Origin of the sequence: Paenibacillus sp. FSL W8-0426, from assembly GCF_037969725.1 — a bacterium.
Classification (GTDB): Bacteria; Bacillota; Bacilli; order Paenibacillales; family Paenibacillaceae; genus Paenibacillus; species Paenibacillus hubeiensis.
Genome location: NZ_CP150203.1, coordinates 2,038,717 through 2,063,905, shown reverse-complemented (window position 1 = coordinate 2,063,905; position 25,189 = coordinate 2,038,717). Strand labels below are relative to the sequence as shown.

Below are 25,189 nucleotides of genomic sequence, written 5' to 3'. Positions count from 1 at the left end.
AGTCATTTCGTCACAGCTGCTCCGTTTGGTTCAAAACGGATGCCAGGAGAAAGCGTGGTCATCTGTTCCAGAAGCAACCGTGCAGCGTCGGCTTCCATCGGAATGGCTTGCCCCAGCCCTGCTTCATAAGGCACCACTTTCATGCTGCATTTGGCATCCGCGCTGCAGCGCGCCTGGAAGACAGCCGTTTTCCAGGTCTCCTCCGTGGTCGATCTTGAAAAAATGAAATTGCCTGTACTGTAAGCGATCCATTTGCCCTTGTACAGCTCGACGCCTTGCAGTACATGAGGGTGTCCCCCGATGATCAGATCCGCGCCAGCGTCAACGAATTCATGAGCCAGTCTCGTCTGGTCACTGTTGGGGGTGCTTACACGTTCCTCTCCCCAATGGGCGACCACAATGACCAAATCGGCATGCTTGCGGGCCTCCTTGATTGCATTTACAGCCGCGGCCGAGCTGTAAGCTTCTGCAACGCCAGCCCGGTTTCCTTCGGCTTTCCAACTCGTTTCCGGAACGACCCTGCTGAAACCAAGCAGGGCAATCTTCATTCCTTTGCGTTCCATGTATACAGGAGCATACGCCTCGTCCTGATTCATGCCCGCGCCGACATGTTCGATGCCATACTCCTTGAGATAGGTGAGCGTATCCACCAAACCTTCCACGCCCTGATCCAAAATGTGATTGTTGGCCAGGTTTACGGCGTCAAATCCAGCAGCGACCATTGCGGCAAGCGCTTTGGGTGAAGATTTGTACACAAAGGTTTTGTTGGCAGCCCCGGTTCCGCCAAGCGTAACAGGGGTTTCCAAATTGCCGATGGTCAGGTCGTCTTCCTTAAACATGCCTCCAAGTTGAGCAAAGGCATAGTCATAGCCGTTTTTATCGAGGACTTCCGCTACCTTGCCCGAAAATTGCATATCTCCGACAATATTAATAATGACATCACCGGAGGTACCCGAAGGCTGAGGCGCAACAACGCTGCTACCCGAAGACTTATCGTTGTCCTGAGCAGCCGAAGCGTTGGATGACGCAGGCTTCTCTGGCTTTTCCGGCTGTTTCGCAGGTTGGTCTGTCTTGCCGGCCTCGGAAGTTCCGGATGCATTCGCAGGCTCTGAACCTTGCTTCCCTCCACTTGCAGCAGGGGATTCCTGATGGTCAGGCTGAGGCGTTTGGTCAGGCTCTTCATCCAACGTTCCGCCAGTTACCGGTTTTGCATCTGATTCACCAGCAGGTTGGTTCTCCTCGGTATTGTCGCGATCCGCCGGAACCTCACTTACAATCTCATCTTGCGGGTTTGTGCTTGCCTGCTGCTCCTTCATCCCGAGAATATAGTAGAGCGAGACCAGGATGATACAGACAAAAAGCAGCAGATTAATGCTCCAGACTACCTTTTGCGGGCTTATGCGCTTTCGCTTTTTCTTCCTTGCACCTCGTTCGGATCTTGGGGGATACATAGACCACCTCTTCTATTCCTTTTCAACCCAATCGCTATCATTATATAAGAAAAATAACTATCGATGCACTCTCTAAGTAGACAGACCGCCTTTAGCAGAAATTTTTCTTGCGATTATGGCCTTCAACTTCGCTCACACCCGCGAAATTCCATAATCTAAAGAAAAATAACTATCGATGCACTCCCTAAGTAGACAGACCGCCTGAAAAAAAAGAGGCCGTCTCCACGTATCCATTTCAACGTTCGAGACAGCCCCATGATGAATGTTACAACGCCGCAAGCGCGGCTGCAGCCTGCATGGACATTTCCTTCGCCTGTTTGATGCAATCCGGCAAACCAACGCCTTCATACGCAGCCCCGGCAACATAAACGCCCGGCAATTTGTCGCCGAGTTCCTGCCGAAGCGCCGCAATATGCTGCAGATGCCCGACCGGATACTGCGGCATCGATTTGCGAAGCCGCGTAATTTCTGTGAAGAGCGGAACGGCATCAACTCCCATCGTCTCATGTAAATCCTTGAGCACGAGGTCAGTCAGCACGTCATCCGGAAGCTCCACGTTCTGTTCGTCCCCGGAACGGCCGACATAGCAGCGAAGCAGCACTTTGTCACCCGGACTTGTATGCAGCCACTTCGTCGAAGTCCACGTGCATGCCGTGATGTTGCGCCCTTCCTTGCGCGGCACGAGAAATCCCGAGCCGTCGAAGACGTGCTCCACGTCCTTTTTCTGGAATGCGAGCACCACATTGGCCACGGACACATAATTGATGGCATCGAGCGCGGAGGTATCCACATGGGGTTTCAACAGCGGCGCTGCCGCAAAAGCCGGCACGGTGACAATGATATCTTCGGCAGCCAGCGACTCCCCGTTATCCAGATGGACCCGGTATCTTGCCTCTCCCTCGTCGTGCTTCTCAAAAGATTGCACTCCGGTGTTCAGCAGCTGCTTCACGTCATGCAGATCATGAACAAGCGCGTGAACAAGGCTTTGCAGCCCCTGACGAAACGTAAGAAACGCACTTCTTTTCGTTCCCGTATGGGTCTCTGCCGGCTTGCGTCCGGTCATCATGCCGCGAATCAGGCTGCCGTAATCCCGCTCCACCGCGCCGAATTGCGGAAAGGTGGCCTGAAGGCTCAGCTTGCGCATATCCCCGGCATAAATGCCGGCCAAGAGCGGTTCGGTCAGGTTCTCCAGCACCTCCGGCCCAAGCCTGCGCTCAATCATGTACCCGAGCGACTCATCCTCTGACGATCGACGCGGCGGGATGAAGAAATCCATCAATGCGCGCAGCTTGCCTTGTGGAGACACCAACCCGCTTCGCAGAAACGGCGCCAGTTCCGTAGGTATGCCAAGCACCAGTCCTGCAGGCATCGGATGCAGCTTGCCGCGCTGCATAATGTAGGTTTTTTTGGATTCCGGATTTTGGCTGACCAGTTCATGGTCGATTTCCAGTTCCTTGGCCAGATCGACCATAGCCGTTTTGCGGGCCAAGAAGGAATCCGGGCCTTTCTCGATCACGAAACCGTCACGATGAAGCGTCTGAATCATACCGCCCATGGACGAGCTTTTTTCCACAAGCGTAATTTGGGCCTCTACCCCTGCTTCCCGGTAATGTTTCCGGATGTAAAATGCCGCGCTGAGGCCGGTCAACCCGCCGCCGATGACTATGACACGCCGTTTCTTATCAACCATTACGCATCTGTTCCTTGCCGCCATCGGCCTATAATTACATCGCTGAGCGTTTCCATGTACAGAGGATCACTGTTCAGCGAATCAATGCGCATCAAACGTATGTCGATTTCCTTGGCGATCGTTTTGGCTTCAATATCCAGATCATAGAGCACTTCCAAATGATCGGACACGAATCCGACGGGTGCCACCAGGACGTCCTCCACCTGCTCGCGCGCCAGATTCTGAAGCGTGTCCAGAATGTCCGGTCCCAACCACGGCTCTGCGGTTCTTCCCGCACTCTGCCATGTGAACTGCCAATTACTGATCCCCGTGCGGGAAGCGATCGCTTCCGATGTCTCCAGCAGCTGCTGCGGATAAGGATCGCCCATGCCGACGATCCGTTCGGGCAGACTGTGTGCGCTGAACAGGACCCGAACCTCCCCGCGTTTTGCGCCAGCTTCCTCAAACGCATCCAGCTTGGCATTGACACGGCTCGCAAAAGCCTGAATCAACTTCGGATGCAGATGATAACTTTCGACGAAAGACATCTGAATGCCGAGCTCCTCCGCCTTCTCGCGGGCACGCTTAATGTAGCTGCCCACACTCATCGTGGAATAATGTGGAGCAAGCACGATGCCAACCGCCGTCCGGATGCCGTCCTTGGCCATCTGTTCAACGCCGTCCTCGATGAACGGGCGGGCATGCTTCAATCCCTGATAACAACGGAATTCCACCTCTGTTGTGCGCTCATCCCGGTTCAATGTTTCCTGCAGGGCCTTCACTTGGTTGTCCGTGTTTTCCCTGAGCGGGAACACACCGCCGACAATGGCCTCATACCGATCCGTCAATTCCTTCAATTGCTCCGGCTCGGGAGGACGCCCCCGGCGAATATGCGTGTAGTACGCTTCGATGCCTTCCATGCTCTCCGGTGTGCCATAAGACATCACCAGTACGCCTACTGTATTAGTCATTGGTAACTTTCACTCCCATTCTCAATGCTTCAGCAGAATATTCGTGAATATACGCCGTCAATTCTTTCAATTTATCAAGCGAGGCTTCCGGGAACAATCCATGACCCAGATTGAAAATATAGCCCGGCTCCTTAACGCCTTCGTCGATGATCGCTTTGGCCTGCTGCTTGATGACATCCATCGGCGCGGTCAGCACGTACGGGTCAAGGTTGCCTTGCACGGCAAACTTGCCCCCCAGTCTCTTGCGTCCTTCGGAGATGGATACCCGCCAATCCAATCCAATGACGTTCGCCTGCAGTTCAAGCAGCGCGGGCAGCAATTCTCCCGAAGCAACGCCAGGGAAATAAATTTTGGGTACATTCAAATCCGACAATTCGGCAAAGATACGGGTAATGGTTGGCAGGACATAGGTCTTGAAGTCAATCGGTGAAAGCGCGCCTACCCAGCTGTCGAACAACTGGAACGCTTTGCCGCCGCTGCCGATATGGGCTCGTACATATGTAATGACCATGTCGCCCAGCTTCTGCATCAGCCGATGCCATACTTCAGGCTCGCTGTACATCAACGTTTTGGTGCGAATATATCCTTTGGACGGCCTGCCTTCGATCAGATAGCTGGCGATCGTAAACGGCGCACCCGCAAACGTAATCAAAGGAACGTCCAGCTCTTTGTCCAGAATCCGGATCGTCTCTAATATATGGGACAAATCCCCCTCCACGTCGATGGGACGAAGCCGATCCACGTCCGCAGCGCTGCGGATGGGATTATCGATGACGGGACCGATGTTTTTGACAATATCGAAATCAATGCCGATTGACGCAACCGGATTCATAATATCGGAATACAAAATAGCCGCATCCACGCCGAGTTTGCGTACCGGCATTAGGGTCACTTCAGCAGCCAGCTCGGGCTGGCGGCAAATTTCAAGCAATGAATATTTCTCTTTGATCTTGCGGTAATCGGGATCGTAACGCCCAGCCTGACGCATGTACCACACCGGAACACGGTCCACCTGCTGTCCGAAGCTCGCCCGAATCAGACGGTCATTATAGCTCATTGTTAAGATGCCTCCAACTCGTTTTGGACTCATAACTACCATTATGCCCTTTTTGAAGACCAGTAACAACCACGTCTGGATGACAATACTATGACATTCCTTACATCCCGATGCCCATATGCCAATTATGGTATAATAAAAGAATCGTGTTTTTTTAGGTGTTTCAGAAATGATCCAGAAAGGAGTGAAAAGCACTTTGAAAACCTGGAAAGTAAACCTCATCGTGCTTTGGTTCGGGCAATTTCTGGCCAACTCCGGTATGACCATGATCACCCCGTTTTTGTCCCTTTATTTGGCACAAGACCTCGGCGTGGTAGGCGAGCATGAAATCGGCATCTGGGCGGGGATCATCTTTGCGGCCAATTTCCTGACCTCCTTTTTGTTCCAGCCCCTGTGGGGCAAGCTGTCGGACAAATACGGCCGCAAAATCATGCTGCTGCGTTCGGGCTTCGGCATGGCGATCGTCATCGGCTTGATGGGACTCGCGCAAAGCCCGTGGCAGCTGCTGCTATTGCGCCTGTTGAACGGCACGATTTCGGGCTTCAACCCGGCCGCCGTATCGCTGATCTCAAGCACGACACCAAAAGACCGCATGGGCTTCGCCATGGGGATCAGCCAGTCCGGCCAGGTCGCCGGCACGATTCTCGGCCCGCTGATCGGCGGTTTGCTGGCGGACCAAGTCGGCTTCCGTCCGATTTTCTACATTACGGGCGGACTGATCTTTACGGCCTCGATGCTGGCCCTGTTTTTCGTTAGGGAGACATTCGACCGCGAAAAAGCGGCCAAGCTGCCAGAGCAATCGGTCCTGTCCGGTTTGAAAGAGCTGAACAAGTTTCCGCAGCTCCCTGCATTGTTCGCCGTAACGTTCCTGCTTCAGTTCGCCATGATCAGTCCGATGTCTCTGCTGCCGCTGTACGTGCAGAAGCTTCACGCGTCCGACGTCAACGTAGCGTTCTGGGCAGGGTTGGTCGGTGCCGTGACCGGGATGTCCAACATGGCGATGTCGCCCGTGCTCGGCAAGCTCAGCGACAAGATCGGGGCCCACAAGGTGTTGACCTTTTCACTCATCGGCACGGGCCTCATGTTGATTCCGCAGGCCTTTGTACAGACGGTATGGCAGCTCATCCTTGTACGCTTCGTCATGGGTATGTTCATGGGCGGCCTGCTGCCAAGCGTCAATGCGCTGATCCGTTCCTATTCGCCGGAAGGCATGATCAGCCGTGCATTCAGCTTCAATACGAGCACGCTTGCACTGGGCAACATGCTCGGCGCCGTGTTCGGCGGTTTCCTGGCCGGCTTTATCGGAATCGAAGGACTTTTCATTTTGTCGGGCGCCCTATTGTTGCTGAATATGATCTGGGTCCGATTCAAGCTGTACGGCAAACCAGCATCCCTGCGTGATCCTTGACATGCAGCTTCCCCGGACCACGAATCCCACATGCAGCTTCTCTCCGAGCTTCCTTTACAGGAAGACTTGGAGGGGAGCTCTTTTTTTTCAAAGGAATGTCCTGCATCCGCCCGTTATATACGAAGCTACGTGACCAATAATCGGCCCAACCTCTCTGAGTTTATCGATAGACGATTTCATTTCTCGCCTATACCGATCATGACAGCACAACCTCAAGCCTATTATGGAATATTATCTGACATAATCAGATGAAAACCCAATCATTCCAACGTCGTATTTTTCCTCAAAATTTCAAATAAATATGCAATATACTCTTTCAATCTTTCAATTTAACCGCTTTCCTTATGCAATCTTTCGTTTGTCATATTTTCTAACACATAATACAATAACCCTACAATCATTACATAATACCTCACACACCATTGACCTGAAGGAGCGTGTTACTATGACAAAACGTTCAAATCTTCGCCCTTGGGCTGTATGGAGCACAGCCGCTTTGACAGCACTGACCATCTCCTTATCCCCAATCGGAACTTACGCAGCCTCTGCCGCCATCGTCGAAACGAGCGGTACGACGGCTCCCGTGCAGACGACATCGTCCACGCCGGCGCGCAACACAACCATTCCTCCTGTCACTGATGCCGCCAAACAATCCCAGCTGCCTAACGTTCTCGTCATCGGTACAGGGGGAACCATCGCCGGCCAGTCCAAGGACGAAACCAGCTTTCAAAACTACAAAGCCGGTACGCTGGCCATAGCCGATATGGTGGATTCACTGCCCGATAAACAGAAGATCGCGGATGTCAATACGCTCCAGTTCGGCAATTCCGGTTCAGGCTCCTATACCATGGCCGATCTCTATGATCTCTCGCAATCCGTAGACGAAGCGCTCAAACAATATGACGGCGTTGTCGTCACGACAGGAACGGATACCATGGAGGAAATCGCCTATTTCCTCGATTTGACGGTCCAAAGCGACAAACCGGTAGTGATCACCGGATCGATGCGGCCATGGACGGTGATTGGTTCCGATGCGCAGGCCAACTTGTACAATGCCATCAAATTGTCCGCGAGCGGTCGCACCACTTCCTTCGGCACCGTGCTCATGTTGAATGACACCATTCAACTGGCACGAGGCGTAACCAAAACGAACGACTATCGCACAGACACCTTTGAAACCCCGATGCTTGGGGCCGTCGGTTACATCGATGAAGACAACATTCGCATCTACCGCGCACCTTCGCGGGCCATGCAGCCTTCCGGGGCAGCCAAACCGGTCTTCGATCTGAGCAAAATCAAAAAATCCGACCTCGCGAAGGTCGAGATCGCGATCTCTTACCAGGAAGCCGGAGGAGAAGCCATCGAAGGCTTCGTTAAAGGCGGAGCCAAGGGCATCGTAACGTCAGGCACCGGCGCAGGCGGCATTTCAAAAGCGATGGGTCAAGCACGCACCAAAGCGATCGAAGAAGGCGTCGTTTTCGTGACGACAACCCGTACAGGCTCGGGAAGCGTATACGGGGGCAGCGACGGCATCATCGCCGGAGACAACCTTAGCCCGCAGCAGGCTCGGATCTTGCTGATGCTCTCCCTCTCGTTCAGCAGCGATTTCGATACGATCAAGAAATGGTTCGAAACCTACGGAACGCCTGAAGTATAATAAGGATACGCCGATTCCGGCCAACCCATAGACGATCTTAATGAACATGCAGCAGCCATCATACATTTAAAAAACCGTTTAAACCCGCAGAAAGACCACGCCCTCAGGAAGAACAGGCGTGGTCTTTCTTAACGATGTACCTATTTTTTCACTTCACCCAGGCCAGGGCCAAACCATCGTAATCCGGCAGCATCGTGGTCACGAGGCGCGGGTCACTGGCCATCTGTTCGTTGAAACGGCGCACGGCGAGCACGGCCGGGCCTTGCTTGTCCGGATTCAACGTACGACCTCGCAGGAAGCAATTGTCGCCTACGATGACCGTTCCCGGACGGGCCAGCCGGATTGCGTAATCGAGATAAACCGGATAGTTTTCCTTGTCCGCATCGATGAAAACGAAATCGAACGTGCGCCCTTCCTCTTCGAGCCGCTGCAAGCTGTCTGCGGCAGGACCGATGTGATACTCCACTTTATCTCCGAAACCGCCTTCTTCCAGATGGCCTTTCGCCATCGCTGCGTAAGCTTCTTTCAATTCGAGCGAGGTCAGCTTGCCGCCTTCCCCCAAGCCGCGGGCCAGGCAGATGCCGCTATACCCTCCCAGAGCCCCGATTTCGAGAATGGCCGAAGCGCCGGATGTTTTCGCCAGGAAAGTCAGCAAACGGCCGTACGCCGGGGCAATGGACACTTCAGGCATCCCGCTCGCCCGAATGGCCTCCTTCACTTTCAACAAGAGCTCATCCTCTTGATATAATTGATTCACATATTCGTCAGGTGTCAAATTCACCGCAATATCCTCCCTCGGACACTTGGACCGCTTTCCATCTGCATCCCAATGTTCTATAATGAATGTTTGTTATTGATACAGGCGGTTAAGCTTGAATACATACCGCATTACTCATTGTAAGTTTTTTCACGGCAAGCGGCAAGGCCGCACCGTCTACTATACGGCATCGGAAAGGCATATTTCCTTCCAGCCTGAAATGGAGTTGAATATTTAGCAATGGCTCAATTGCAATTGATCGCCACCTCGGCGATGGGGCTTGAGGCGGTTGTCGCCAGGGAACTGAAAGAACTAGGATACGAGGATGTCAAGACAGAGAACGGGCGGGTCACGTTTACAGGGGATTACATCGACATTTGCCGCTGCAATCTGTGGCTGAGAAGCTCGGATCGGGTGCTCGTCAAAATGGGCGAATTCGATGCGACCACATTCGACGAATTGTTCGAAGGGACCAAGGCGCTCCCTTGGGAAGAATGGATTCCGGCAAACGGCGAATTCCCTGTCGAAGGGCGTTCCCACAAATCCCAACTGAGCAGCGTGCCCGCGGCCCAAGGGATCGTCAAAAAAGCGATCGTCGAAAAACTGAAGCTGACGCATCGCACGGAGTGGTTTCCCGAAAATGGCGCGAGATACGTGATCGAGGTATCTCTTCTCAACGATCGCGCCCTGCTTACGCTGGACACGACAGGTGCAGGGCTCCATAAACGCGGGTATCGCAAACTGGTAACGGAAGCACCGCTCAAGGAAACGCTCGCGGCCGCGCTAATCCAGCTCAGCCGTTGGAACGTGAACCGCCCGTTCTATGATCCGTGCTGCGGTTCGGGCACGATGCTCATCGAAGCGGCCATGATCGGCTGGAATATTGCGCCGGGACTGCGCCGTTCCTTCAATGCGGAACATTGGGGCGTCGTTCCGCCAGAACTGTGGGAACAGGCCCGCGAGGAAGCCTTCGATGCCGTTCAAGACGACGTGCCGCTGCAAATTGCCGGCAGCGATATCGATCCGGAAGCCATCGAAGTCGCCAAAGCAGCCGTCAAGAGCGCCGGCTTCGCCAAAGACATTCAGCTCAGCGTGATGCCTGCGCATCGCGCAAGACCACAGGGAGAATATGGCGTGTTAATGACCAATCCTCCTTATGGCGAACGTCTTGGCGACGACAAGGAAGTCGAGAAACTCATTCGTTCTCTCGGACGCTCCGCCCTGGAAATGCCGACATGGTCCTTTTTTGCGATCACGTCCACCAAATCGTTCGAGCATTATTTCGGCCGGAAAGCGGACAAACGGCGCAAGCTGTTCAACGGACGCATTGAGACCCAATTTTACCAATATCTCGGCCCATTGCCGCCGCGCGGACCTAAACCCGAATAAAACGAGAGCATGGTTCGGTTGGCACTGCGATCAACCGCAACCGGTGCAGGTCCCTCTTAGCCGGCCCTTGCCTTCCTCAGGCAAGGGCTTTTTTCGTTCCGCTGCGGCACCGATGATCGCGATCTTCTCATACCTTGCTCCCCTTGAGAGTTCCTCCACATATCCAGACACAGCGTTACCCATCCTATGAATGGGAGAGATAACCTTCGTCTATTTCCGCCCGGTTGAAATGGAGTGAGGCCGCGCTATAATGAATGGAGTCCCGTTTTACACTGCGTTAACAAATGAATTTACAGGAGGAACATCATCGTGGTCCTTACCCGGTCAACACCGAGCGGCATGCTGCGCAAACTGCTGAACCATCCGCTGACGATTTACCTTGTGTTTCTGGCACTCATCCTATTCAAACTGATCTGGCTGCATCACAATCTGCATGCATACAACATTACGATGGACTTTTTTGACAAAGTGATCGCCGTGGGTTCCCTGCTGCTTGTCTCCTTCTGGACCTGGTGGCTTCCGCCCAAAGGCAGAATGGCAGGACTTGTCCTGCTGCACCTGTTCCTCACGGCGCTGATTTATGCGGATATGGTCTACTACCGGTATTTCCAAGACTTTTTGACCATTCCTGTGCTTATGCAAGCCGGACAAGTCAATGCGCTGGGAGACAGCATCGTCACGCTGCTTCATGTTAGCGACATCTTGTTTTTTGCCGACTGGCTGCTCGTCATCCCATATGGCATCATCGTTCTCTTTGGTCGTCGCTCCCCACGGCATTACAGCCTGCACGCCTTCGAGAGCTCTTCAGTTCGAACGAAAGGGACTCGCAGGCAAACGCGCATTCGCCGATTCGCGTCGGGCTGCATCGCCCTTGTGCTTGGACTAGGCCTGGCTGTCGGGCCAATTTATTATTACAGCCAGACCTGGGCAAAAGGCTTGTTCGACAATAATTGGTGGAACGTATCGATGTACAACGTGACCGGTCTGATCGCCTTTCACGGTTACGATCTGTACAGCTTCGCCCGGGACCACATCGGTTCAGGAACGGAAGCCAGCGAGAGCGAACTGCAGCAGGTTCGTTCCTATTTCTCGGCTCGGCAAGAAGCCGGTTCGCCGCAGGACGAGTGGTTTGGCAAATACAAAAACAGCAACGTCATCATCGTGCAGGGCGAGGCCTTCATGAACTTCATGATCGGACGCAGCATCAACGGCCAGGAGATTACGCCCCATTTTAACGAGCTGATGAAAGAAAGCCAGTACTATAGCCATTTTTACCACCAGACCGGCCAAGGAAGAACGTCGGATGCCGACTTCGGCGCCAACATTTCGCTGCATCCGCTGCCGTCCGGCTCGGTCTTCGTTCGCTACGCCGACCATACGTATGACTCGCTGCCCTCCATCCTGAAAGATTCAGGGTACAGCACCAACGCGTTTCACGCCTATGAGAGCGGCTTCTGGAACAGGTATACGATGTATCGAAATATGAAATATGACCGATTTTACAGCAAAAACGACTTTGTGGAGGATGACCCGCTCGGCTGGTCCTTATCCGACAAGTCCTTTTTCCGTCAATCTGTCGACAAAATGAGCGGCGAGGCCGTCGCCCCGTTCTATTCGTTCCTGATCACGCTTAGCAGCCATCACCCTTACTCCCTTCCGCAGAATAAACGCCAACTGGATGTCGGCGAATTCGAGGGCACGATGCTCGGGAATTACTTGCAATCGGTCCATTATGTCGACGCCGCACTCGGCAGCATGGTAGAGGATCTTAAAAGCCGCGGCTGGTGGGACAATACGATATTTATGTTTTACGGGGATCATGACAATTCAATCACTGAACAGGATGATTACGAGAAATTTTTGGGCCGCTCGTTGAATGCATTGGACATGGAACAGATCATGAACGAGGTGCCGCTGCTCGTGCATCTTCCGGACGGCGCAGGCGCAGGCACCATCGACGCTCCCGCAGGACAGCTCGACATTACGCCTTCGGTGCTGCACCTGCTCGGCATCTCCGATCAAGCATATTACCACATGGGGAACGACCTGTACTCCGGGTCGCCGCGGACGGTCGTGCTGCGCAGCGGCGCATTTACGGACGGCTCGTTGTTTTATATCCCCTCGGACGACTACCTGTTCGAGAACGGTTCATGTTACGATATAAGCACAAGCGCACCAACAGGCATCAATGCATGCCGCCCTGGACATGAAGAAGCGCAGAAACGATTGCAGGTGTCGGATACGGTCATTACCTATGACCTCATTCCGCGCTTGCGGCAGGAAAAAGGAGAACCCCAATGACGATGAAAACAAATATTGAACATCATTCCATTGAACAAAAGCTGTACGATGAGGCAACCGCCTTTGTAAAACATCGATATCCCCAGGGTTGGGGAGGCGCAGCTGCCGTCTACACCGAACAAGGCTCGGTCCTCATCAGCGTTGCTCCCGAAGTGATCAATGCCGCGACCGAATTGTGCATGGAGACCGGAGCCTTTCTGGAAGCTCACAAGCTCAACGAACACGTCACCCATTCCATCTGCGTGGCCCGCGATGACGAGCAATCCGAATTCAAAGTATTGACGCCTTGCGGCGTTTGCCAGGAACGGTTGTTTTTTTGGGGAGAAGACGTCAAAGCCGCCATCTACGATCCGGAGGGTCGGTTAATTTACAAAAGGCTGGATGAGATTCAGCCCTTTCATTGGTTCAAAGCCTTTCGCGACCAATAAAGCATCCCTCGGTGAATGCAATGTGCCGAAGCCGCACCTCGCTGCGTGTTTCGGCATTTTTTGATTCAAACGTCCGCAAGGAAACTTGCGAATACGGATCGGCTGTTTTATAATTGTAACCAAAATAGTTTCAACTACATTGGAGGTCCAACATGAATATTGAAATATGGTCTGACTATATGTGCCCTTTCTGTTATATCGGCAAGCGCCGTCTGGAGCAAGTCCTGGAACAATTTCCGCATCGTGGCGACGTTACCGTTGAATTCAAAAGCTTTGAGCTCGACCCGAACGCCGAATTGAACAGCGGCAAATCCAACACCGACTATTTGACGGAAAAGTATAACATCAGCGCCGAGCAAGCTCAGGCCATGAATGCCCAAATGAATGCCAATGCCAGAGCCGCGGGGCTGGAATACGACATCGACTCGATGGTTCCGACCAATTCCTTCGCCGCTCACCGCTTATCTCAATGGGCCGGCACCCAAGGCAAAATGCTGGAACTCAGCGAGCGGCTGTTCCAAGCCGTATTTATCGAAGGCAAAGATACAGGAGATCATCACACGCTGATCCAACTCGCTGAAGAAGTGGGATTGGACGGCCAGGAAGCCGCTGCCGTGCTGGCGAGCAATCAATACGCGGACCATGTGCGGGCGGATCAAGCCGAAGCTGCGCAGCTGGGGGTTCGCGGCGTTCCTTTCTTTGTCATCGACCGGAAATTCGCCGTCTCCGGCGCACAACCGGAAGACGTATTCCGAAACGCGTTGCAAAAAGCCTGGGATGAGCGTACTCCTTTCACTATGGTGGAGTCTGCCGGAGACAACACTGCCGATGCAGGTCTCTGCACGGATGAAGGCTGCGAGCTGCCCCAAAAACCTTCGAACTGAACGTCGACGAAAAAGCAGCAGGACTTGGCATACTCCAAGACCTGCTGCTTTTTTATCGATGAAACTACGTTTCCCCGAAATGCCGTCCATGTCAATCTAATCCCAAAACAACTGGTCCGGATGCGGGCCCGTTCGCTTGTCGGCATCGAGTGCATCGATCAAACTCAGTTCGTCCGGCGTTAACTCAAAGTCAAAGATGTCGGCATTCTCGCGAATGCGCTCCGGCGTAACCGACTTTGGAATCGTCACGATCTGATTCTGGATGTCCCAGCGCAAAATGATTTGCGCCGTGCTCTTCCCGTACTTCTGGGCTAACGCCTTCAGGGTCGACTCCTTGTCCAGCTTGTTGCGCATGATGGGACTCCATGCAACCAACTGGATGCCGTGCTCCCCGCAAAAATCCTGCAATTCCTGTTGGACCAGACCAGGATGCAGCTCGACCTGATTTACCGCAGGCACTATTCCACTTTCGTCCATTAAGTCTTGCAAATGATGAATCTGAAAATTGCTTACGCCGATAGCTCGTACACTTTTCTCATGATATAGACGCTCGAAGGCTCTCCACGTATCCTTATATCGGTCCCTGCCGGGCCAATGGATCAAATACAGATCGATGACGTCCAGACCCAGCGCCTTTTGGCTCGCCTCAAACGCACGAAGCGTTTGGTCATAGCCCTGATCCTCATTCCACAGCTTGGTTGTGACAAACAACTCGCTCCGGGCAATCCCGCTGCCCGCAAGCGCCTGTCCCACTTCTTCCTCATTGCCGTACACGGATGCAGTATCCACGCTGCGATAACCCACTTCCAGCGCTGTCTCCACCGCTTCCTGCACTTCTTTTCCTTTGGCCCGATAAGTCCCCAGGCCCAGCCAAGGCATCGTGACTCCATTGTTCAGTATGGTGCAATCCGTAATATGTTTTGTCATCCTATACCTCCCGATTGGAATTAACCTGCTCTTGGTCTATTAACCTCCTCGCGAAAAATGAAGCGGTCACCGGGCGCAAAAAACCCGCAGGAAGCATTCTGCCCTGCGGGTTCCGGTGTGACAGGAACGAATTATGAATTCCCTTGGCCGCTCTGGCTGCGGATGGAGCTGAATCGTCTCTTCTCCACGGCCAACATCTCTTCGGCAAGCTCGACGCCCTGACCTCCCAAAGAACGTTCGGCTTGACGCATCGCCTGCTCGGTATGAGCCAAGCGCCGTTCGGCTTGTTCAATGGTTTGCTCGGTCGGATGGGACATCGCCTGGGAAACGGCGAAATGCAGTTTGTTGACCGCATTTTGCGCCTGAGATACGGTCGTATTGGCTTGCAAGCTGGAATCGTAACGCTTCGGCATGAATACACCCTCCTTGGGAATCATGTTCCTGTTACCCCTTTAGGATGGATTAGGTTTATCCGCCTTATGCCCTTTCGCGCCCAAAACCATTATTTCACGAATTTTGCAACTTTCTCCAGCACTTCTTCTTCCGTAGGAGCACTAATGTAACGGCCATTGACGAAAACAAATGCACGTTTGGCGCAAGGTCCGCAATACGATTTACACCCCACCTTGATTTCGGTGCCTGGAGCCATTTTCTCCAGTTTAGGTACGATCGATTTCAATTTAATATGCCTGCATTTCTCGCAGACGCGGATATCGTTAGCCATGATTTCCCCTTCTTTGCGCCTTAATGGTCGCCGTGATTGCCTTTGGAAGGGTTCGTAATGACAAATCCCTCTTGCGGGAAATACAGATAGTCAATTTTAACGCCATCCAGCATCGGCTGATCTTTCTCGAGAATTACGTCGATCTCTTTATCCGTAGACACGACTTCGTCGTGATCTCCCGGGGTATCCAGATCGAGCCCGTAATGGGCGTGATCGCCATGGGCGTGAGTAATGACAACCCGCAGCTTTTTCCCTTCATTCTCAGGCTTGTCCAATTCAAGCTTCAATACTTTGGCAGCATTGCGCGTAATTTTGCAATTCATCTGTTCATCTCCTATATCGTAATTGCTGGATCCAACAATTGCAGCATTTTCGAAACTCCAGCATCTATTTTAAAGAAAGTTAACCCGCTGTGCAATAACATTGATGCAAAATCGTGCCATAATGCCCCATTTGCGGCAATACTCTTTATTTTGAAGCAGGCGGCAGCGCCGGATATTTACGTTCGGCCCGACTGACAAACCAGTTCATCAGCAAAAGCGTCACGCCAATATCATCGATCGGCATAAAAGGCATCACGTCGGGAAGCACCCAATACAACAACGCCGGCACGGCAAACAGCAGTTTTTCCCAGAGCGGAATCTCGGGGGCCCGCAACAAACGAGGCAATCTCGTGAATACCTCTCCCCACCGCTTAAATGACAACAATCTTCTCCATTTCATCGACATGACCTCCTATCCCTTCCTTACCCGAAAGCACAAGACCCTGCACCACCCATGCTCTATGGATCAGGAAGCTGAATTGAAAAAAACGGATCGCGGTGTGCGGCATCCGTTTTTTTCGTTACGGAAATGAAACCTGAAGGTTTCACCCGTTTTACGGCGTCCCCTTTTTCCCTTCGCCGGAAAGCAATTCTCCGAGCAGCATGCCGATCTCCATGCAAAGATCATCAAACTGCTCCACCGGGAGAGGGTTCACGCCTAATCCCATTTCAACCGTAAAACCCGGCCTGCCGAACTTTTGAATGAACCAATCCTTGTATCCTGCATCGCTTCCGCTAAGCCTCACGGCTTTGTATCCGGATGCTTTGGCCAACCTGCGGGATAACCAAACACTTTCTACAGGCTCCAGATCGCGATAATTCCAGTAAATCTCCTTGCCTTGACTATGGAGGGCTACAACCGCCGAAAAATCATGCTGGTCCGTCCATTGCGCCAGGGCCAGAGCCTCCGGTTCGGACAACGGCGTTCTCCCCGCATAATCGCGCGGCCCAGGCGAAGCCACCCCTCTCCTGGCCACCTCTTCTTCCCAGTAAGCCGGAAACTGGTCATTCAGATCCACGCCTCTAATGTTTGCTTTCCAATGCCTGAAATCGGCACGGCCCGCATTCCATGCAAGCAGTTCATCGGCATAAGGGTGTCCATTCACAACACCTTCCTGAACGAGCTCCACCCCATCCGGATTCACCATCGGCACGATCCAAAGCGTCGTTTCCTTAAACCATTGATTCGGGTAGAAACCATACCAGGAAGAACCCGTGCCGACGACAGCCGCATACTGCTCAATAAACCGCAGCAAAACCGGAGTCGTCAGCCACTCGTTTGCATGAATGGAGGCATTAACATGAAAATGCCGGGCTCCTTCACCGATCCGCACATAATGCAGCGGTTTGCCCATCACACTCGTACCGATCGTGCCCGTATGGATAAATGGATAACGTTTCTCAAGCTCCCGAATGTCACGGTTCATGTCACGGTACCCATATTCACCCTGGATTCTGATTATAGTTTGGCCCATTACATCCGGAATATGAATGCAGTGTCCGTGCCAATCGTCCATTTCTGCAATATTGGTATTTGCGTTTCGCAATTCAGCCTCCGTCATCCCGAAGCGCTTCGCGATTCCGCTTGCGGTTTCTCCAGGCTGAACCGCATAGCGACGCCCCGTGCCCGGAATGATCCGCAGCATCTGTCCTGCCAACAAGTAGGGCTGGGCCGCGGCCTCCGGATTAAGTGCTGCGAGGTGTTCCCTGGTCATGCGATGTACGGCAGCGATGCGGGAAATCGTGTCTCCCGGCTGTACGATGATCCATTTCGATTCCATGCGCTCCCCTTTCCCGGCAGGAAACCCTTGAAGTCTGACCGTCGCCCCTGCCCGTCTTCTCCTGATTAGCTGCAGGCTCTCAAAACATCACGAATCGCATGCAGCATGGTTCATCATGCTATTGCATAGCATTGATAATGTATATGCGCATGAAGTCGTCCGACATGTGGTCGCCATGCAGTCATCGACGGGTCGGCATGAACGCACGACAAAGATCCCGGAGCCTCATGGCCCCGGGATCAATCGCACCCCTTGTCGCAATGATCGAGAACGTCAAAATGGTTATGATAATTGCGTGACCTGCCATACTACTGGCGTTTTGGAGATCTGCTCTCCCAGCCATTGACGGGCAATATTCTGAAACATGCCCGGGTCTCCCGTGCAGAAAAATTGGTGTACCGGAATCTCGTCTCCGCTTGCCAGTTTTCGTTTATCGTACAAAATCGTGCTTATTTCCCTTGCGGTCTCATCCGCTGAACTGATCAGCTTCACGTCCTGACCGATGACTTCCTGAATGGTATCCATCAGAAACGGGTAGTGGGTGCAGCCGAGAATGAGACAATCGAGAGGCTCATGCCTGAGCGGATCGATGGACCGCTTCACGACGCCGGTCGTCTTGACGGAGCGGAATTCCCCCTTCTCCACCAGCGGCACAAGATCCGGGCAGGCCTGGCTTACCACTTCGATATAAGGGGAAAGCTCTTTAAGGGCCGCCGTATACGCACCGCTGCTGATCGTGCCGATCGTTCCAATGACTCCAATCTTACCTGTGCGCGTTGCCGTAATGGCCGCCCGCGCTCCGGGATGAATGACGCCGATGACCGGAATCGGGACCTTGGCCCGGATATAATCCAGAGCTGCCGCCGTAGCCGTATTGCAGGCAATAACGATCACCTTTGGATCGAATTGGATCAAAAAATCTACAATTTGTTCTGTAAATTGTTTCACTTGTTCGGACGAACGGGGTCCGTACGGTGTCCGGGCAGTATCTCCAAAATAAATGATCTTTTCCCTGGGAAGCTGACGCATCACTTCCTTTGCGACCGTCAAACCTCCGACACCGGAATCTAATATAGCGATAGCTTGTTGCACGAACACACCGCTTCCTTCTTCGATTAAAATTGTTCTGAAATGCATGTTTGCCTGAGCTTTCATCCTACTTTATGAGTTTTCGGGCAAAAAGGTACCTACATCTTACCCGATTTCATCGTCGGCTTCAAATTCCGGATACAACCCCCGACTGGGGTTTATTCCCTTCCGCACAGCAAAGCAGGCTCTCCTCTGAGGGAAAGCCTGCTTAAACCCAAGCCTTTTTGCTTAATTCTGGTTTTTCGACTCGTCTTCGGGAAGCTGGAGGGCCGCATCCTTGCCAATCTCATCAACCTCTTTTCTAGTCGACAGATGATCTTCTGAGGCTGGATTAGCAGGGATCGCCGAAACCAGCAATTCCTTGGAGCTGCTGCCGCTCCGCCATGATTGGATATCATGGATCACGACATCAGCCGCTTCTTTGACTTTGGACACGAGATTCGTGCCCTGTTCGCCCACTTTGCTGACCAATTCCTGGCCTTTCTCCGTGACTTGGCGCGCACCTTCCGAAATGTCCTGACGAAGCTCGCGCCCGGATTTCGGAGCAAGCAGCAAAGCTGTCACCGAACCAACCACCGAACCAATTAACGCTCCCCATAACAGGCTTTTGTTGGAATCCTTCACGTTGCATCTCTCCCTTTCGAATTGTCGTTACCGATTTAACCCAACATTTTCGTTTCGCTAAACCGGGCGAATGCCTATTCCGTTGATGCATTATAAGCAGCACCGGTTTGTCCTGACACTCCCTGAACAAAAAAAAGTTGGAGTACAAGCAACTATGCCTCGGCCTTCTCTCCAGGCTGAAGATCAATGACATAGCGCCCGGGCGCAATCAATGCCGCCTGGCGCTCGCACCGCCAACGCCTGCCGCCGGAGGAGCCGAGCAGCTGTCCATTTTGAAGCACATCGCCTTGATCGAATATGTAATAAGCTGCCCCGAGAAGCGTTTGGGCAACCGTATCCGGATCAATTCCCGTGAAATGACATTGGACATCGGGTATGCCGAGTGCGGAAAGTCCCACCGTGTCCATCACAAGTTCACGTTGTTCCTCATCCCCGCCGGCCTGATACATCCGCACGTTCATGGCGCCGTACAGATGCTCTTCCCTCTCCTGCGACTGGCGATAAGCCGCTGGTTCAACCACTTTGTCGCTGCCGTACCAATAGATCGCCTCGCACGGCAGGACCTCAAGGATCGCCTGGAGCGTTTTTTGAAACAATTCCAGCCGCTGTTTCCGCGGCATCGCCGCCGCAAACATGTCATGCAGCCGCATGGAATATTCGGCAGACGACACAGCCCGCTCTGCTTCGGACCAATGCCAAGCCTGCTGAATCGCCCCTTTAAAACGGGAACGATCCTCGATTTTCTGCACGGCGAGAACACAGGTTTGCGAAGGAACGGCCCCTTCCTCAAAAGAAACCAGATGGTCCAAGTGATAGAAGACCAACAACTCTTCCTTGTACTCCGGATCCGGCTGCACAGCATTTTTCTCTCCGGGGAGTTCCTGATCCCCCGCGGTTTCACCCTGATCATGGCGCTGCTTCACGGCTAACCGAACTTGACCGGTATACCGGCTTATCGCATCATGCAGTCGGCGGCGATCGACATGCGGCGGGGTTTTGAACAGCAGCTCCACCATATATACGGGATGAAATCCCGAAGGCGTTTTTGCGCTTTCTTTTTCTTGCAAATGTTCGTTGCTTTCATGCATCATGCTGCTTCCCTCTTCCTTGTGCTGCTAACCCTTTGCCTGCACGTTTTGAAATGGACCGAGTTCCCGGTCCACGTAATCGGAGACGTGTTCTGCAAAACGTTCGAGAACGTCCGGCAGCTCCCGGCTTAACGGATGCAGCTCGGACCGATTCCAGCTGAAGTATTCTTGTACTAACGGCTTTCGTAGAGCAACAAGACGGCTTAACACCTCATATGTCGCCGTATCGAACACCTTTTCCTCGTGATTGATCGTGATGATGTCGTCATAACTGCTTGCATCCCGCATAATAAACCCGTCTATAAGGTAACTTCCTACATCGGTCACGATTTCGATGGCCAGATGCAGGCATCGTTCCTGAACCAAGCCGAGCACAAGCCCGCCATCCCACGAATGTACCGCATGACGAAGCCCCTCGGCGATTTCCGGCACTGCAGCCAACCTATGGGCAATCTGCTCTCTGTTTACGTAATACAACACGTTCACCTTCTGTTCCCTAGATTATCGGTTCCGCTTGCCTCTGCGCTTCAGCCAGAATAGCATGACTGGACAAGCGATCAGAAACACGATAAAAATGTACAAAAATTCCATAACGTCTCTCAAATCGCTCATATCCAGTCCCCTTTACTTCTGTAAATGGAATGAAAAAGATCAGATTTCGTAATCCACCGCAATCGATTGTTCTCTTACTTCGTTCATGTATTTGATGACTTCCTGATGTAATGGGTGGACCTGATACGCCTGCAAGTCTTCCAAAGAAGCGAATTCCGCTGTAAGCGAAATGTCAAAAGACCTGTCCGACCGCAAAACATCCACGCCAACCTCCAGGGAAATCAGGACGTCGATTTTGCCTTCCAGGTTTCGAAGGACTTGCGCAGCGGCTTCAATATTCTCCGGAGAACGCTCCTTCATTTTAAAAAGAACAATATGCTTAATCATCGTAGACGGCTCCTCTTCTGCGTATAATCCATATCCTTGCGTAAATCCATCGTTGATCCACGGGTGCTTCCTTCTTAAGCGGAAGATCGGAGCAACGTTGCTGTATTCAAAATATACCATAACGTTTGCTATTGTAAAAGGATACTGGAAACGTTCTCCCAGAGAATACGAGAAGCATTTCAGGCAGGGATTTAGTTGGACTCGTCCGAGTCCTTCACGTTCTTCGCTCGTTCCGACTCGGGCAACCGGGATTCGGGCTGCTTCTGGTCAGAAACCGGCGGTTTGGCTTCGCTCTCCGACTCAGACTTGGCGCCAGACCGTGACCATTCCTGATCCGAGATGCCTTCTTTCTTTTTCAGTACCGTAATGGCCTGACGAAGTTTCTCGGGCAGCGGAAGACCGATTTTGGCATAATTTTCCGTAATCGAAATCAGCTCGTTGACCAAATAGAAATAAATCGCCCCGCCCTTGATGATATCCATTCCCATTAACAGATCGATCCGGTGAGCGAGAAGGATGACCGTGAGCATAAGCCCCTTGCGGGCAAGCCCCCAGAAACCGACATTACTGTTCAAACCGGTACCCGACCTTACAGCTGCAGCAATACCCGTAATGTAATCTATGGCCATGGCAACGGCCAACAGACTGAGCAGCTGATCCCATCCACCAAAAGCAAACGTAACAATAGCTCCTGAAATGGCTGCAAAGGTATTCACGGCTGGTTGCACAATGCTCCCCCCCATCTCTTGATCCTCTGTACAAGATATGCACGGTTAAGAGATTTTGACCAACCAGTTGCCTGGTGCAAACCGTGGAAATGCGATTGCCGATTTGCGCATAATCACATTAAAAAGTGAAAGGTGAATCCGGAAAACATTGGCTAATAGAGGTAAACAAACCGCATCATATCAACAAAAATTCGGAAAAAGTAAAATAGTCCTAAGAATAGTCTTATAGAATCATTTTGATGTTTCTACAGCTTCTTTTAACTCTGAAAATTTAGTGAATCATTGTAATCTAGGAATATACTAGGAAGTCCACGGACAAACTTCTAGTCCATAACTCCCCCCCGGCCATGCGCCATCGCGGTTCGCGTTTGCAAAACGGTGCACCTGGCACTTGAAAGTACCCCTGTTCTTATTGTAGTATTTGTTTAAAAAAATCGGAGGAAATATGCCTAATCAACCAGAACAACATTCCATCCAGGCGTGGTCTCTGATCAACCGTAAATACTTGGGTAAAGGCGTCCGTGTGAAACGATTCCGCAAACCGACACGCTGTCAAATCCGTAATCGCGTTCTTCTTGCCGTGCTGATGGCCAATGACATCAAGTTGTCCCAGCTGGCCGAAGACCTGTCCATTTCGTCCCGGAGCGTAAGCGCCTGGGTATACGAAGGGCGGATACCCGGCAGTACCAATCTGGACAAGGCCTGCCAATTGCTCGGCTACCCGCGCCACATTCTTTTCAATGAAGAAGTCGTTCGCAAAAGCCCGGTAATTTGCCAGCCTGAGCCTTCCCGTTTCATGAAGCGTACGGTGACCCGTTCTCCGGTTAGCAACCGTATTCTGACAGGCTTATGCATGGTCCATGATTTGTCGGTGACAGATGTCAGCCACTGGATCGGGGTTCACCCCGGCACTTTTCGCAAATGGCTGCATCAGGGAACGCTGCCTTCCGCTGCGTTTCAGGAACAGGCGGAACAATTTTTCCGCATTCCAAAAACGATATTGTTTGCAGATGTCATCTTGAAAGATCGCCGCAGCAACTAAATGGAGCAGACTGTCCGGGTGCAGTGCACCCTGCGACAACCAATGTCACCTTAAATACAGAAAACACGGGTATATGGCTGAAATGGCCAAATCCCGTGTTTTTTGTTTTGTCGATTTTGTTTTGTCGAGCAATTCAACTTCAATAACCTGAAGCCTGTTGTGAATAATACATACAAAAGTCTGATTACACACAATCCAAAAAATTTGTTCGACCATAAATTAAAAATATAGACAATTGTACGTACAACTAACAACTAACAAAAAGACAAATAACCCCGCCATCGCGAAACAAATGTATCTCGCACCCGTTATTTGGAACAAAGGACTTCGTTCATATATTTGAGCCCCGTATAGCGATCACGAAGCGTATGCGCGGTCGCAAAAGCGCGTTCCACCATCTCCGGAGAAATGCCCAGTTCTTCCGTTGTGGTCGGCCCGCCAACTTGTCCCAACCATGCAGACAATTGCTCCTGTTCGGGCAATGAGTGGTATACCTGAAAGGCTCGCTCGTTCGTTGTACGTACAAGCTCCTTGTATTTCCCCGTCAACAACGCACAAGCCACACCCACTTTGGCCCCATGCAAAATCGGTTTGCGACCCAGCTCCATCAGCTCCATCTCCCAGCGATGGGATACATGATGCTCCCCTCCGGAGGCCGGGCGAGAGTGATCGATGATCAGCATCGATATGCCTGACATGATCAATGCATCCATCAGCGCAGTCACGCCTTCCTGACTTCCCTCCGCAATCGCATCCACCTGATCGATGCACGCGTCCAATGCCTCTTTGGTCATCCGGTATGCAACAGGGCAGAATGGCTCTCCTCCAAGATCGCGGGATACTTCCCAATCGGCAAGGGACGTAAATTTGCCGAGCATGTCTCCGAAACCTGCTGCCGTCATCTCTTGGGGTGCCGATGCAAACACGTCGATGTCGGCAAAAATGATTTCCGGCGGAACCGCTTGAAACGTTTGCTTTACCCCGTTTACGATGAGCGGCGCTCCCGCAGACGTAAAACCATCCACCGATGCTGCCGTTGGAATCGACAGAAACGATTTGTTCATTTTGGCGCACACGATACGAACGACATCGTGAATCGTCCCGGAACCGATCGCAATGATCGCTTGACTTCCCTGCTGCACGCCCAAAAGCAGCTGTACGATGGCCGCCTCGTCGGCAATGACATCTCCGGCAGCCGCAGGTCTCAAACAGATCTCATCCACCCGGTTTCCCGCTGCTCGAAGGCTCCGCACCACGCCAAAAGCGGCAATGGGCCCCGTATTCGCATCATAAACGACCGTCACATGATGATATGACTTCCGGCTCAAATAGTCAGGCACCTTGCGAATCGCACCATGCTCCATGACCACCTGGATATCCACCGCACGATGCTCATGTCCGCAATCGCATTCCTGGGCTCGCCTGTTCCAGTCCGCAATTCGTTCGTTCATATTCATTCTTCCATCCTCCTGTCCTGGGTTCATGCATATTTCTTCGGTTAAAGCGCACAATGAAAACAAGGAAAACGATGTTATATTTTTCCTGATCACACTTTACCGCTAGTTCTGCTACTTTGCAACCACTTACCACAACAGAAGCAGGTGAATCTATGAAATTCACGAAGGACATCGGCATCGCCCTCGGCTTTCTTGCCGGCACGACGCTGGGCAGCGGCATCTCGTTCCTGTTCCGTTTCCAGCCAAACCACCTTATGGGCACGGTCGCGATTTGCGGTCTGGCCGGCGTGATTGCCGGCCTCTGGGCAGCAGATTACTTACAGCAGCAGACAAAACGAAGTTGAGTTGAACAAACAAAAAAGAATGGAAGAATTGCGTGTGCAACTCTTCCATTCTTTTTCTGAGATGCGGTCGAGAGGACTCGAACCTCCACGGGGGGTTAGCCCACACGGACCTGAACCGTGCGCGTCTGCCAATTCCGCCACGACCGCATAA

General features: G+C 52.4%; 25 protein-coding genes, 1 tRNA gene and 1 pseudogene. 8 read left to right on the top strand and 19 right to left on the bottom strand.

All coding sequences use genetic code 11. From position 1 onward, the window contains the following. Positions 1 to 2: 2 nt before the first annotated feature. The 4 genes from MKY59_RS09500 to hemE form a co-directional block, all read right to left on the bottom strand. On the bottom strand, positions 3 to 1,451 hold the full coding sequence (locus MKY59_RS09500; protein WP_339277251.1) for a CapA family protein: 1,449 nt from the start codon (positions 1,449 to 1,451) through the stop codon (positions 3 to 5). Positions 1,452 to 1,716: 265 nt separating this feature from the next. Beyond that, positions 1,717 to 3,141: a protoporphyrinogen oxidase gene (hemY, locus tag MKY59_RS09495; protein ID WP_339277250.1), complete on the bottom strand. Its 1,425-nt coding sequence runs from the start codon at positions 3,139 to 3,141 to the stop codon at positions 1,717 to 1,719. Further along, positions 3,141 to 4,091, bottom strand: a complete 951-nt coding sequence (gene hemH, locus MKY59_RS09490; protein WP_339277248.1) for a ferrochelatase — start codon at positions 4,089 to 4,091, stop codon at positions 3,141 to 3,143. The genes hemY and hemH overlap by 1 nt, the downstream gene beginning before the upstream one ends. Then, complete coding sequence (gene hemE / locus MKY59_RS09485; protein WP_236418256.1) at positions 4,084 to 5,148, bottom strand: uroporphyrinogen decarboxylase; 1,065 nt, start codon at positions 5,146 to 5,148, stop codon at positions 4,084 to 4,086. Before hemE ends, hemH begins: the two co-directional genes overlap by 8 nt. A gap of 169 nt (positions 5,149 to 5,317) precedes the next feature. On the opposite strand from hemE, the gene MKY59_RS09480 reads away from it, so the two are divergent. Both MKY59_RS09480 and MKY59_RS09475 read left to right on the top strand, forming a co-directional pair. After that, complete coding sequence (locus MKY59_RS09480; RefSeq protein WP_339277247.1) at positions 5,318 to 6,556, top strand: MFS transporter; 1,239 nt, start codon at positions 5,318 to 5,320, stop codon at positions 6,554 to 6,556. A 445-nt stretch (positions 6,557 to 7,001) separates the two neighbouring features. Further along, complete coding sequence (locus MKY59_RS09475; RefSeq protein ID WP_236418267.1) at positions 7,002 to 8,213, top strand: asparaginase; 1,212 nt, start codon at positions 7,002 to 7,004, stop codon at positions 8,211 to 8,213. Positions 8,214 to 8,361: 148 nt separating this feature from the next. On the opposite strand, the gene MKY59_RS09470 is transcribed toward MKY59_RS09475, so the two are convergent. Continuing rightward, on the bottom strand, positions 8,362 to 8,994 hold the full coding sequence (locus tag MKY59_RS09470) for an O-methyltransferase (RefSeq protein ID WP_339277245.1): 633 nt from the start codon (positions 8,992 to 8,994) through the stop codon (positions 8,362 to 8,364). 216 nt (positions 8,995 to 9,210) lie between these two features. Between MKY59_RS09470 and MKY59_RS09465 the strand changes: the two genes are divergently transcribed. From MKY59_RS09465 to MKY59_RS09450, 4 genes are all read left to right on the top strand, one after another. Next, positions 9,211 to 10,359, top strand: a complete 1,149-nt coding sequence (locus MKY59_RS09465; protein ID WP_236418272.1) for a class I SAM-dependent RNA methyltransferase — start codon at positions 9,211 to 9,213, stop codon at positions 10,357 to 10,359. Positions 10,360 to 10,668: 309 nt separating this feature from the next. After that, on the top strand, positions 10,669 to 12,660 hold the full coding sequence (locus MKY59_RS09460) for an LTA synthase family protein (protein ID WP_339277243.1): 1,992 nt from the start codon (positions 10,669 to 10,671) through the stop codon (positions 12,658 to 12,660). Positions 12,661 to 12,662: 2 nt separating this feature from the next. Beyond that, positions 12,663 to 13,088, top strand: a complete 426-nt coding sequence (locus MKY59_RS09455) for a cytidine deaminase (protein WP_339278360.1) — start codon at positions 12,663 to 12,665, stop codon at positions 13,086 to 13,088. Positions 13,089 to 13,240: 152 nt separating this feature from the next. Next, positions 13,241 to 13,972: a DsbA family oxidoreductase gene (locus MKY59_RS09450; protein WP_236418286.1), complete on the top strand. Its 732-nt coding sequence runs from the start codon at positions 13,241 to 13,243 to the stop codon at positions 13,970 to 13,972. A 96-nt stretch (positions 13,973 to 14,068) separates the two neighbouring features. Here the strand turns inward: MKY59_RS09450 and MKY59_RS09445 are convergent, their stop codons facing one another. From MKY59_RS09445 to MKY59_RS09390, 12 genes and pseudogenes are all read right to left on the bottom strand, one after another. Beyond that, a complete protein-coding gene (locus MKY59_RS09445) occupies positions 14,069 to 14,899 on the bottom strand; it encodes an aldo/keto reductase (protein ID WP_236418288.1) in 831 nt (276 codons plus the stop codon). Between the two features lie 131 nt (positions 14,900 to 15,030). After that, the gene (locus MKY59_RS09440) at positions 15,031 to 15,312 is read right to left on the bottom strand and encodes a hypothetical protein (protein WP_236418297.1); all 282 of its coding nucleotides are present in this window, start codon (positions 15,310 to 15,312) and stop codon (positions 15,031 to 15,033) included. A gap of 89 nt (positions 15,313 to 15,401) precedes the next feature. Continuing rightward, a complete protein-coding gene (locus tag MKY59_RS09435; protein WP_236418299.1) occupies positions 15,402 to 15,623 on the bottom strand; it encodes a DUF1450 domain-containing protein in 222 nt (73 codons plus the stop codon). A gap of 20 nt (positions 15,624 to 15,643) precedes the next feature. Next, positions 15,644 to 15,946: an iron-sulfur cluster assembly accessory protein gene (locus MKY59_RS09430; RefSeq protein ID WP_236418301.1), complete on the bottom strand. Its 303-nt coding sequence runs from the start codon at positions 15,944 to 15,946 to the stop codon at positions 15,644 to 15,646. 145 nt (positions 15,947 to 16,091) lie between these two features. Beyond that, positions 16,092 to 16,346 carry a hypothetical protein gene (locus MKY59_RS09425; protein ID WP_339277240.1) on the bottom strand — a complete coding sequence of 85 codons (255 nt, stop codon included), beginning with the start codon at positions 16,344 to 16,346 and terminating at the stop codon, positions 16,092 to 16,094. A 154-nt stretch (positions 16,347 to 16,500) separates the two neighbouring features. After that, on the bottom strand, positions 16,501 to 17,727 hold the full coding sequence (locus MKY59_RS09420) for a M14 family metallopeptidase (protein ID WP_339277238.1): 1,227 nt from the start codon (positions 17,725 to 17,727) through the stop codon (positions 16,501 to 16,503). Positions 17,728 to 18,009: 282 nt separating this feature from the next. After that, positions 18,010 to 18,819: a glutamate racemase gene (gene racE, locus MKY59_RS09415; RefSeq protein ID WP_290371471.1), complete on the bottom strand. Its 810-nt coding sequence runs from the start codon at positions 18,817 to 18,819 to the stop codon at positions 18,010 to 18,012. Positions 18,820 to 19,044: 225 nt separating this feature from the next. Continuing rightward, positions 19,045 to 19,440 (bottom strand): YtxH domain-containing protein, encoded by a 396-nt coding sequence (locus tag MKY59_RS09410; RefSeq protein WP_339277236.1) that lies wholly within the window; start codon positions 19,438 to 19,440, stop codon positions 19,045 to 19,047. 152 nt (positions 19,441 to 19,592) lie between these two features. Next, entirely contained in the window at positions 19,593 to 20,531 is a 939-nt protein-coding gene (locus tag MKY59_RS09405) for a DUF4261 domain-containing protein (protein WP_236418327.1), read from the bottom strand. Positions 20,532 to 20,555: 24 nt separating this feature from the next. Further along, complete coding sequence (locus tag MKY59_RS09400) at positions 20,556 to 21,005, bottom strand: DUF86 domain-containing protein (RefSeq protein WP_236418330.1); 450 nt, start codon at positions 21,003 to 21,005, stop codon at positions 20,556 to 20,558. Between the two features lie 174 nt (positions 21,006 to 21,179). After that, positions 21,180 to 21,467: a Dabb family protein gene (locus tag MKY59_RS09395; protein WP_236418340.1), complete on the bottom strand. Its 288-nt coding sequence runs from the start codon at positions 21,465 to 21,467 to the stop codon at positions 21,180 to 21,182. A gap of 341 nt (positions 21,468 to 21,808) precedes the next feature. Continuing rightward, a pseudogene (locus MKY59_RS09390) lies at positions 21,809 to 22,210 on the bottom strand (phage holin family protein); the annotation flags it as partial. 430 nt (positions 22,211 to 22,640) lie between these two features. Between MKY59_RS09390 and MKY59_RS09385 the strand changes: the two are divergent. Beyond that, on the top strand, positions 22,641 to 23,237 hold the full coding sequence (locus MKY59_RS09385) for a helix-turn-helix transcriptional regulator (RefSeq protein ID WP_236418347.1): 597 nt from the start codon (positions 22,641 to 22,643) through the stop codon (positions 23,235 to 23,237). A 308-nt stretch (positions 23,238 to 23,545) separates the two neighbouring features. Here the strand turns inward: MKY59_RS09385 and MKY59_RS09380 are convergent, their stop codons facing one another. Continuing rightward, positions 23,546 to 24,694: a sn-glycerol-1-phosphate dehydrogenase gene (locus MKY59_RS09380; protein ID WP_339277234.1), complete on the bottom strand. Its 1,149-nt coding sequence runs from the start codon at positions 24,692 to 24,694 to the stop codon at positions 23,546 to 23,548. 152 nt (positions 24,695 to 24,846) lie between these two features. Between MKY59_RS09380 and MKY59_RS09375 the strand changes: the two genes are divergently transcribed. Continuing rightward, on the top strand, positions 24,847 to 25,038 hold the full coding sequence (locus MKY59_RS09375; protein WP_236418351.1) for a hypothetical protein: 192 nt from the start codon (positions 24,847 to 24,849) through the stop codon (positions 25,036 to 25,038). Positions 25,039 to 25,100: 62 nt separating this feature from the next. On the opposite strand, the gene MKY59_RS09370 is transcribed toward MKY59_RS09375, so the two are convergent. Next, positions 25,101 to 25,185, bottom strand: a tRNA-Leu gene (locus tag MKY59_RS09370). Positions 25,186 to 25,189: the final 4 nt, after the last annotated feature.

Bases quoted from the DNA above. Each gene is read 5' to 3' on its own strand.
- MKY59_RS09500 (WP_339277251.1), bottom strand. From the start codon at position 1,451: ATGTATCCCCCAAGATCCGAACGAGGTGCAAGGAAGAAAAAGCGAAAG.
- hemY (WP_339277250.1), bottom strand. From the start codon at position 3,141: ATGGTTGATAAGAAACGGCGTGTCATAGTCATCGGCGGCGGGTTGACC.
- hemH (WP_339277248.1), bottom strand. From the start codon at position 4,091: ATGACTAATACAGTAGGCGTACTGGTGATGTCTTATGGCACACCGGAG.
- hemE (WP_236418256.1), bottom strand. From the start codon at position 5,148: ATGAGCTATAATGACCGTCTGATTCGGGCGAGCTTCGGACAGCAGGTG.
- MKY59_RS09480 (WP_339277247.1), top strand. From the start codon at position 5,318: ATGATCCAGAAAGGAGTGAAAAGCACTTTGAAAACCTGGAAAGTAAAC.
- MKY59_RS09475 (WP_236418267.1), top strand. From the start codon at position 7,002: ATGACAAAACGTTCAAATCTTCGCCCTTGGGCTGTATGGAGCACAGCC.
- MKY59_RS09465 (WP_236418272.1), top strand. From the start codon at position 9,211: ATGGCTCAATTGCAATTGATCGCCACCTCGGCGATGGGGCTTGAGGCG.
- MKY59_RS09455 (WP_339278360.1), top strand. From the start codon at position 12,663: ATGAAAACAAATATTGAACATCATTCCATTGAACAAAAGCTGTACGAT.
- MKY59_RS09450 (WP_236418286.1), top strand. From the start codon at position 13,241: ATGAATATTGAAATATGGTCTGACTATATGTGCCCTTTCTGTTATATC.
- MKY59_RS09445 (WP_236418288.1), bottom strand. From the start codon at position 14,899: ATGACAAAACATATTACGGATTGCACCATACTGAACAATGGAGTCACG.
- MKY59_RS09440 (WP_236418297.1), bottom strand. From the start codon at position 15,312: ATGCCGAAGCGTTACGATTCCAGCTTGCAAGCCAATACGACCGTATCT.
- MKY59_RS09435 (WP_236418299.1), bottom strand. From the start codon at position 15,623: ATGGCTAACGATATCCGCGTCTGCGAGAAATGCAGGCATATTAAATTG.
- MKY59_RS09430 (WP_236418301.1), bottom strand. From the start codon at position 15,946: ATGAATTGCAAAATTACGCGCAATGCTGCCAAAGTATTGAAGCTTGAA.
- MKY59_RS09425 (WP_339277240.1), bottom strand. From the start codon at position 16,346: ATGAAATGGAGAAGATTGTTGTCATTTAAGCGGTGGGGAGAGGTATTC.
- MKY59_RS09420 (WP_339277238.1), bottom strand. From the start codon at position 17,727: ATGGAATCGAAATGGATCATCGTACAGCCGGGAGACACGATTTCCCGC.
- MKY59_RS09405 (WP_236418327.1), bottom strand. From the start codon at position 20,531: ATGATGCATGAAAGCAACGAACATTTGCAAGAAAAAGAAAGCGCAAAA.
- MKY59_RS09395 (WP_236418340.1), bottom strand. From the start codon at position 21,467: ATGATTAAGCATATTGTTCTTTTTAAAATGAAGGAGCGTTCTCCGGAG.
- MKY59_RS09385 (WP_236418347.1), top strand. From the start codon at position 22,641: ATGCCTAATCAACCAGAACAACATTCCATCCAGGCGTGGTCTCTGATC.
- MKY59_RS09380 (WP_339277234.1), bottom strand. From the start codon at position 24,694: ATGAATATGAACGAACGAATTGCGGACTGGAACAGGCGAGCCCAGGAA.
- MKY59_RS09375 (WP_236418351.1), top strand. From the start codon at position 24,847: ATGAAATTCACGAAGGACATCGGCATCGCCCTCGGCTTTCTTGCCGGC.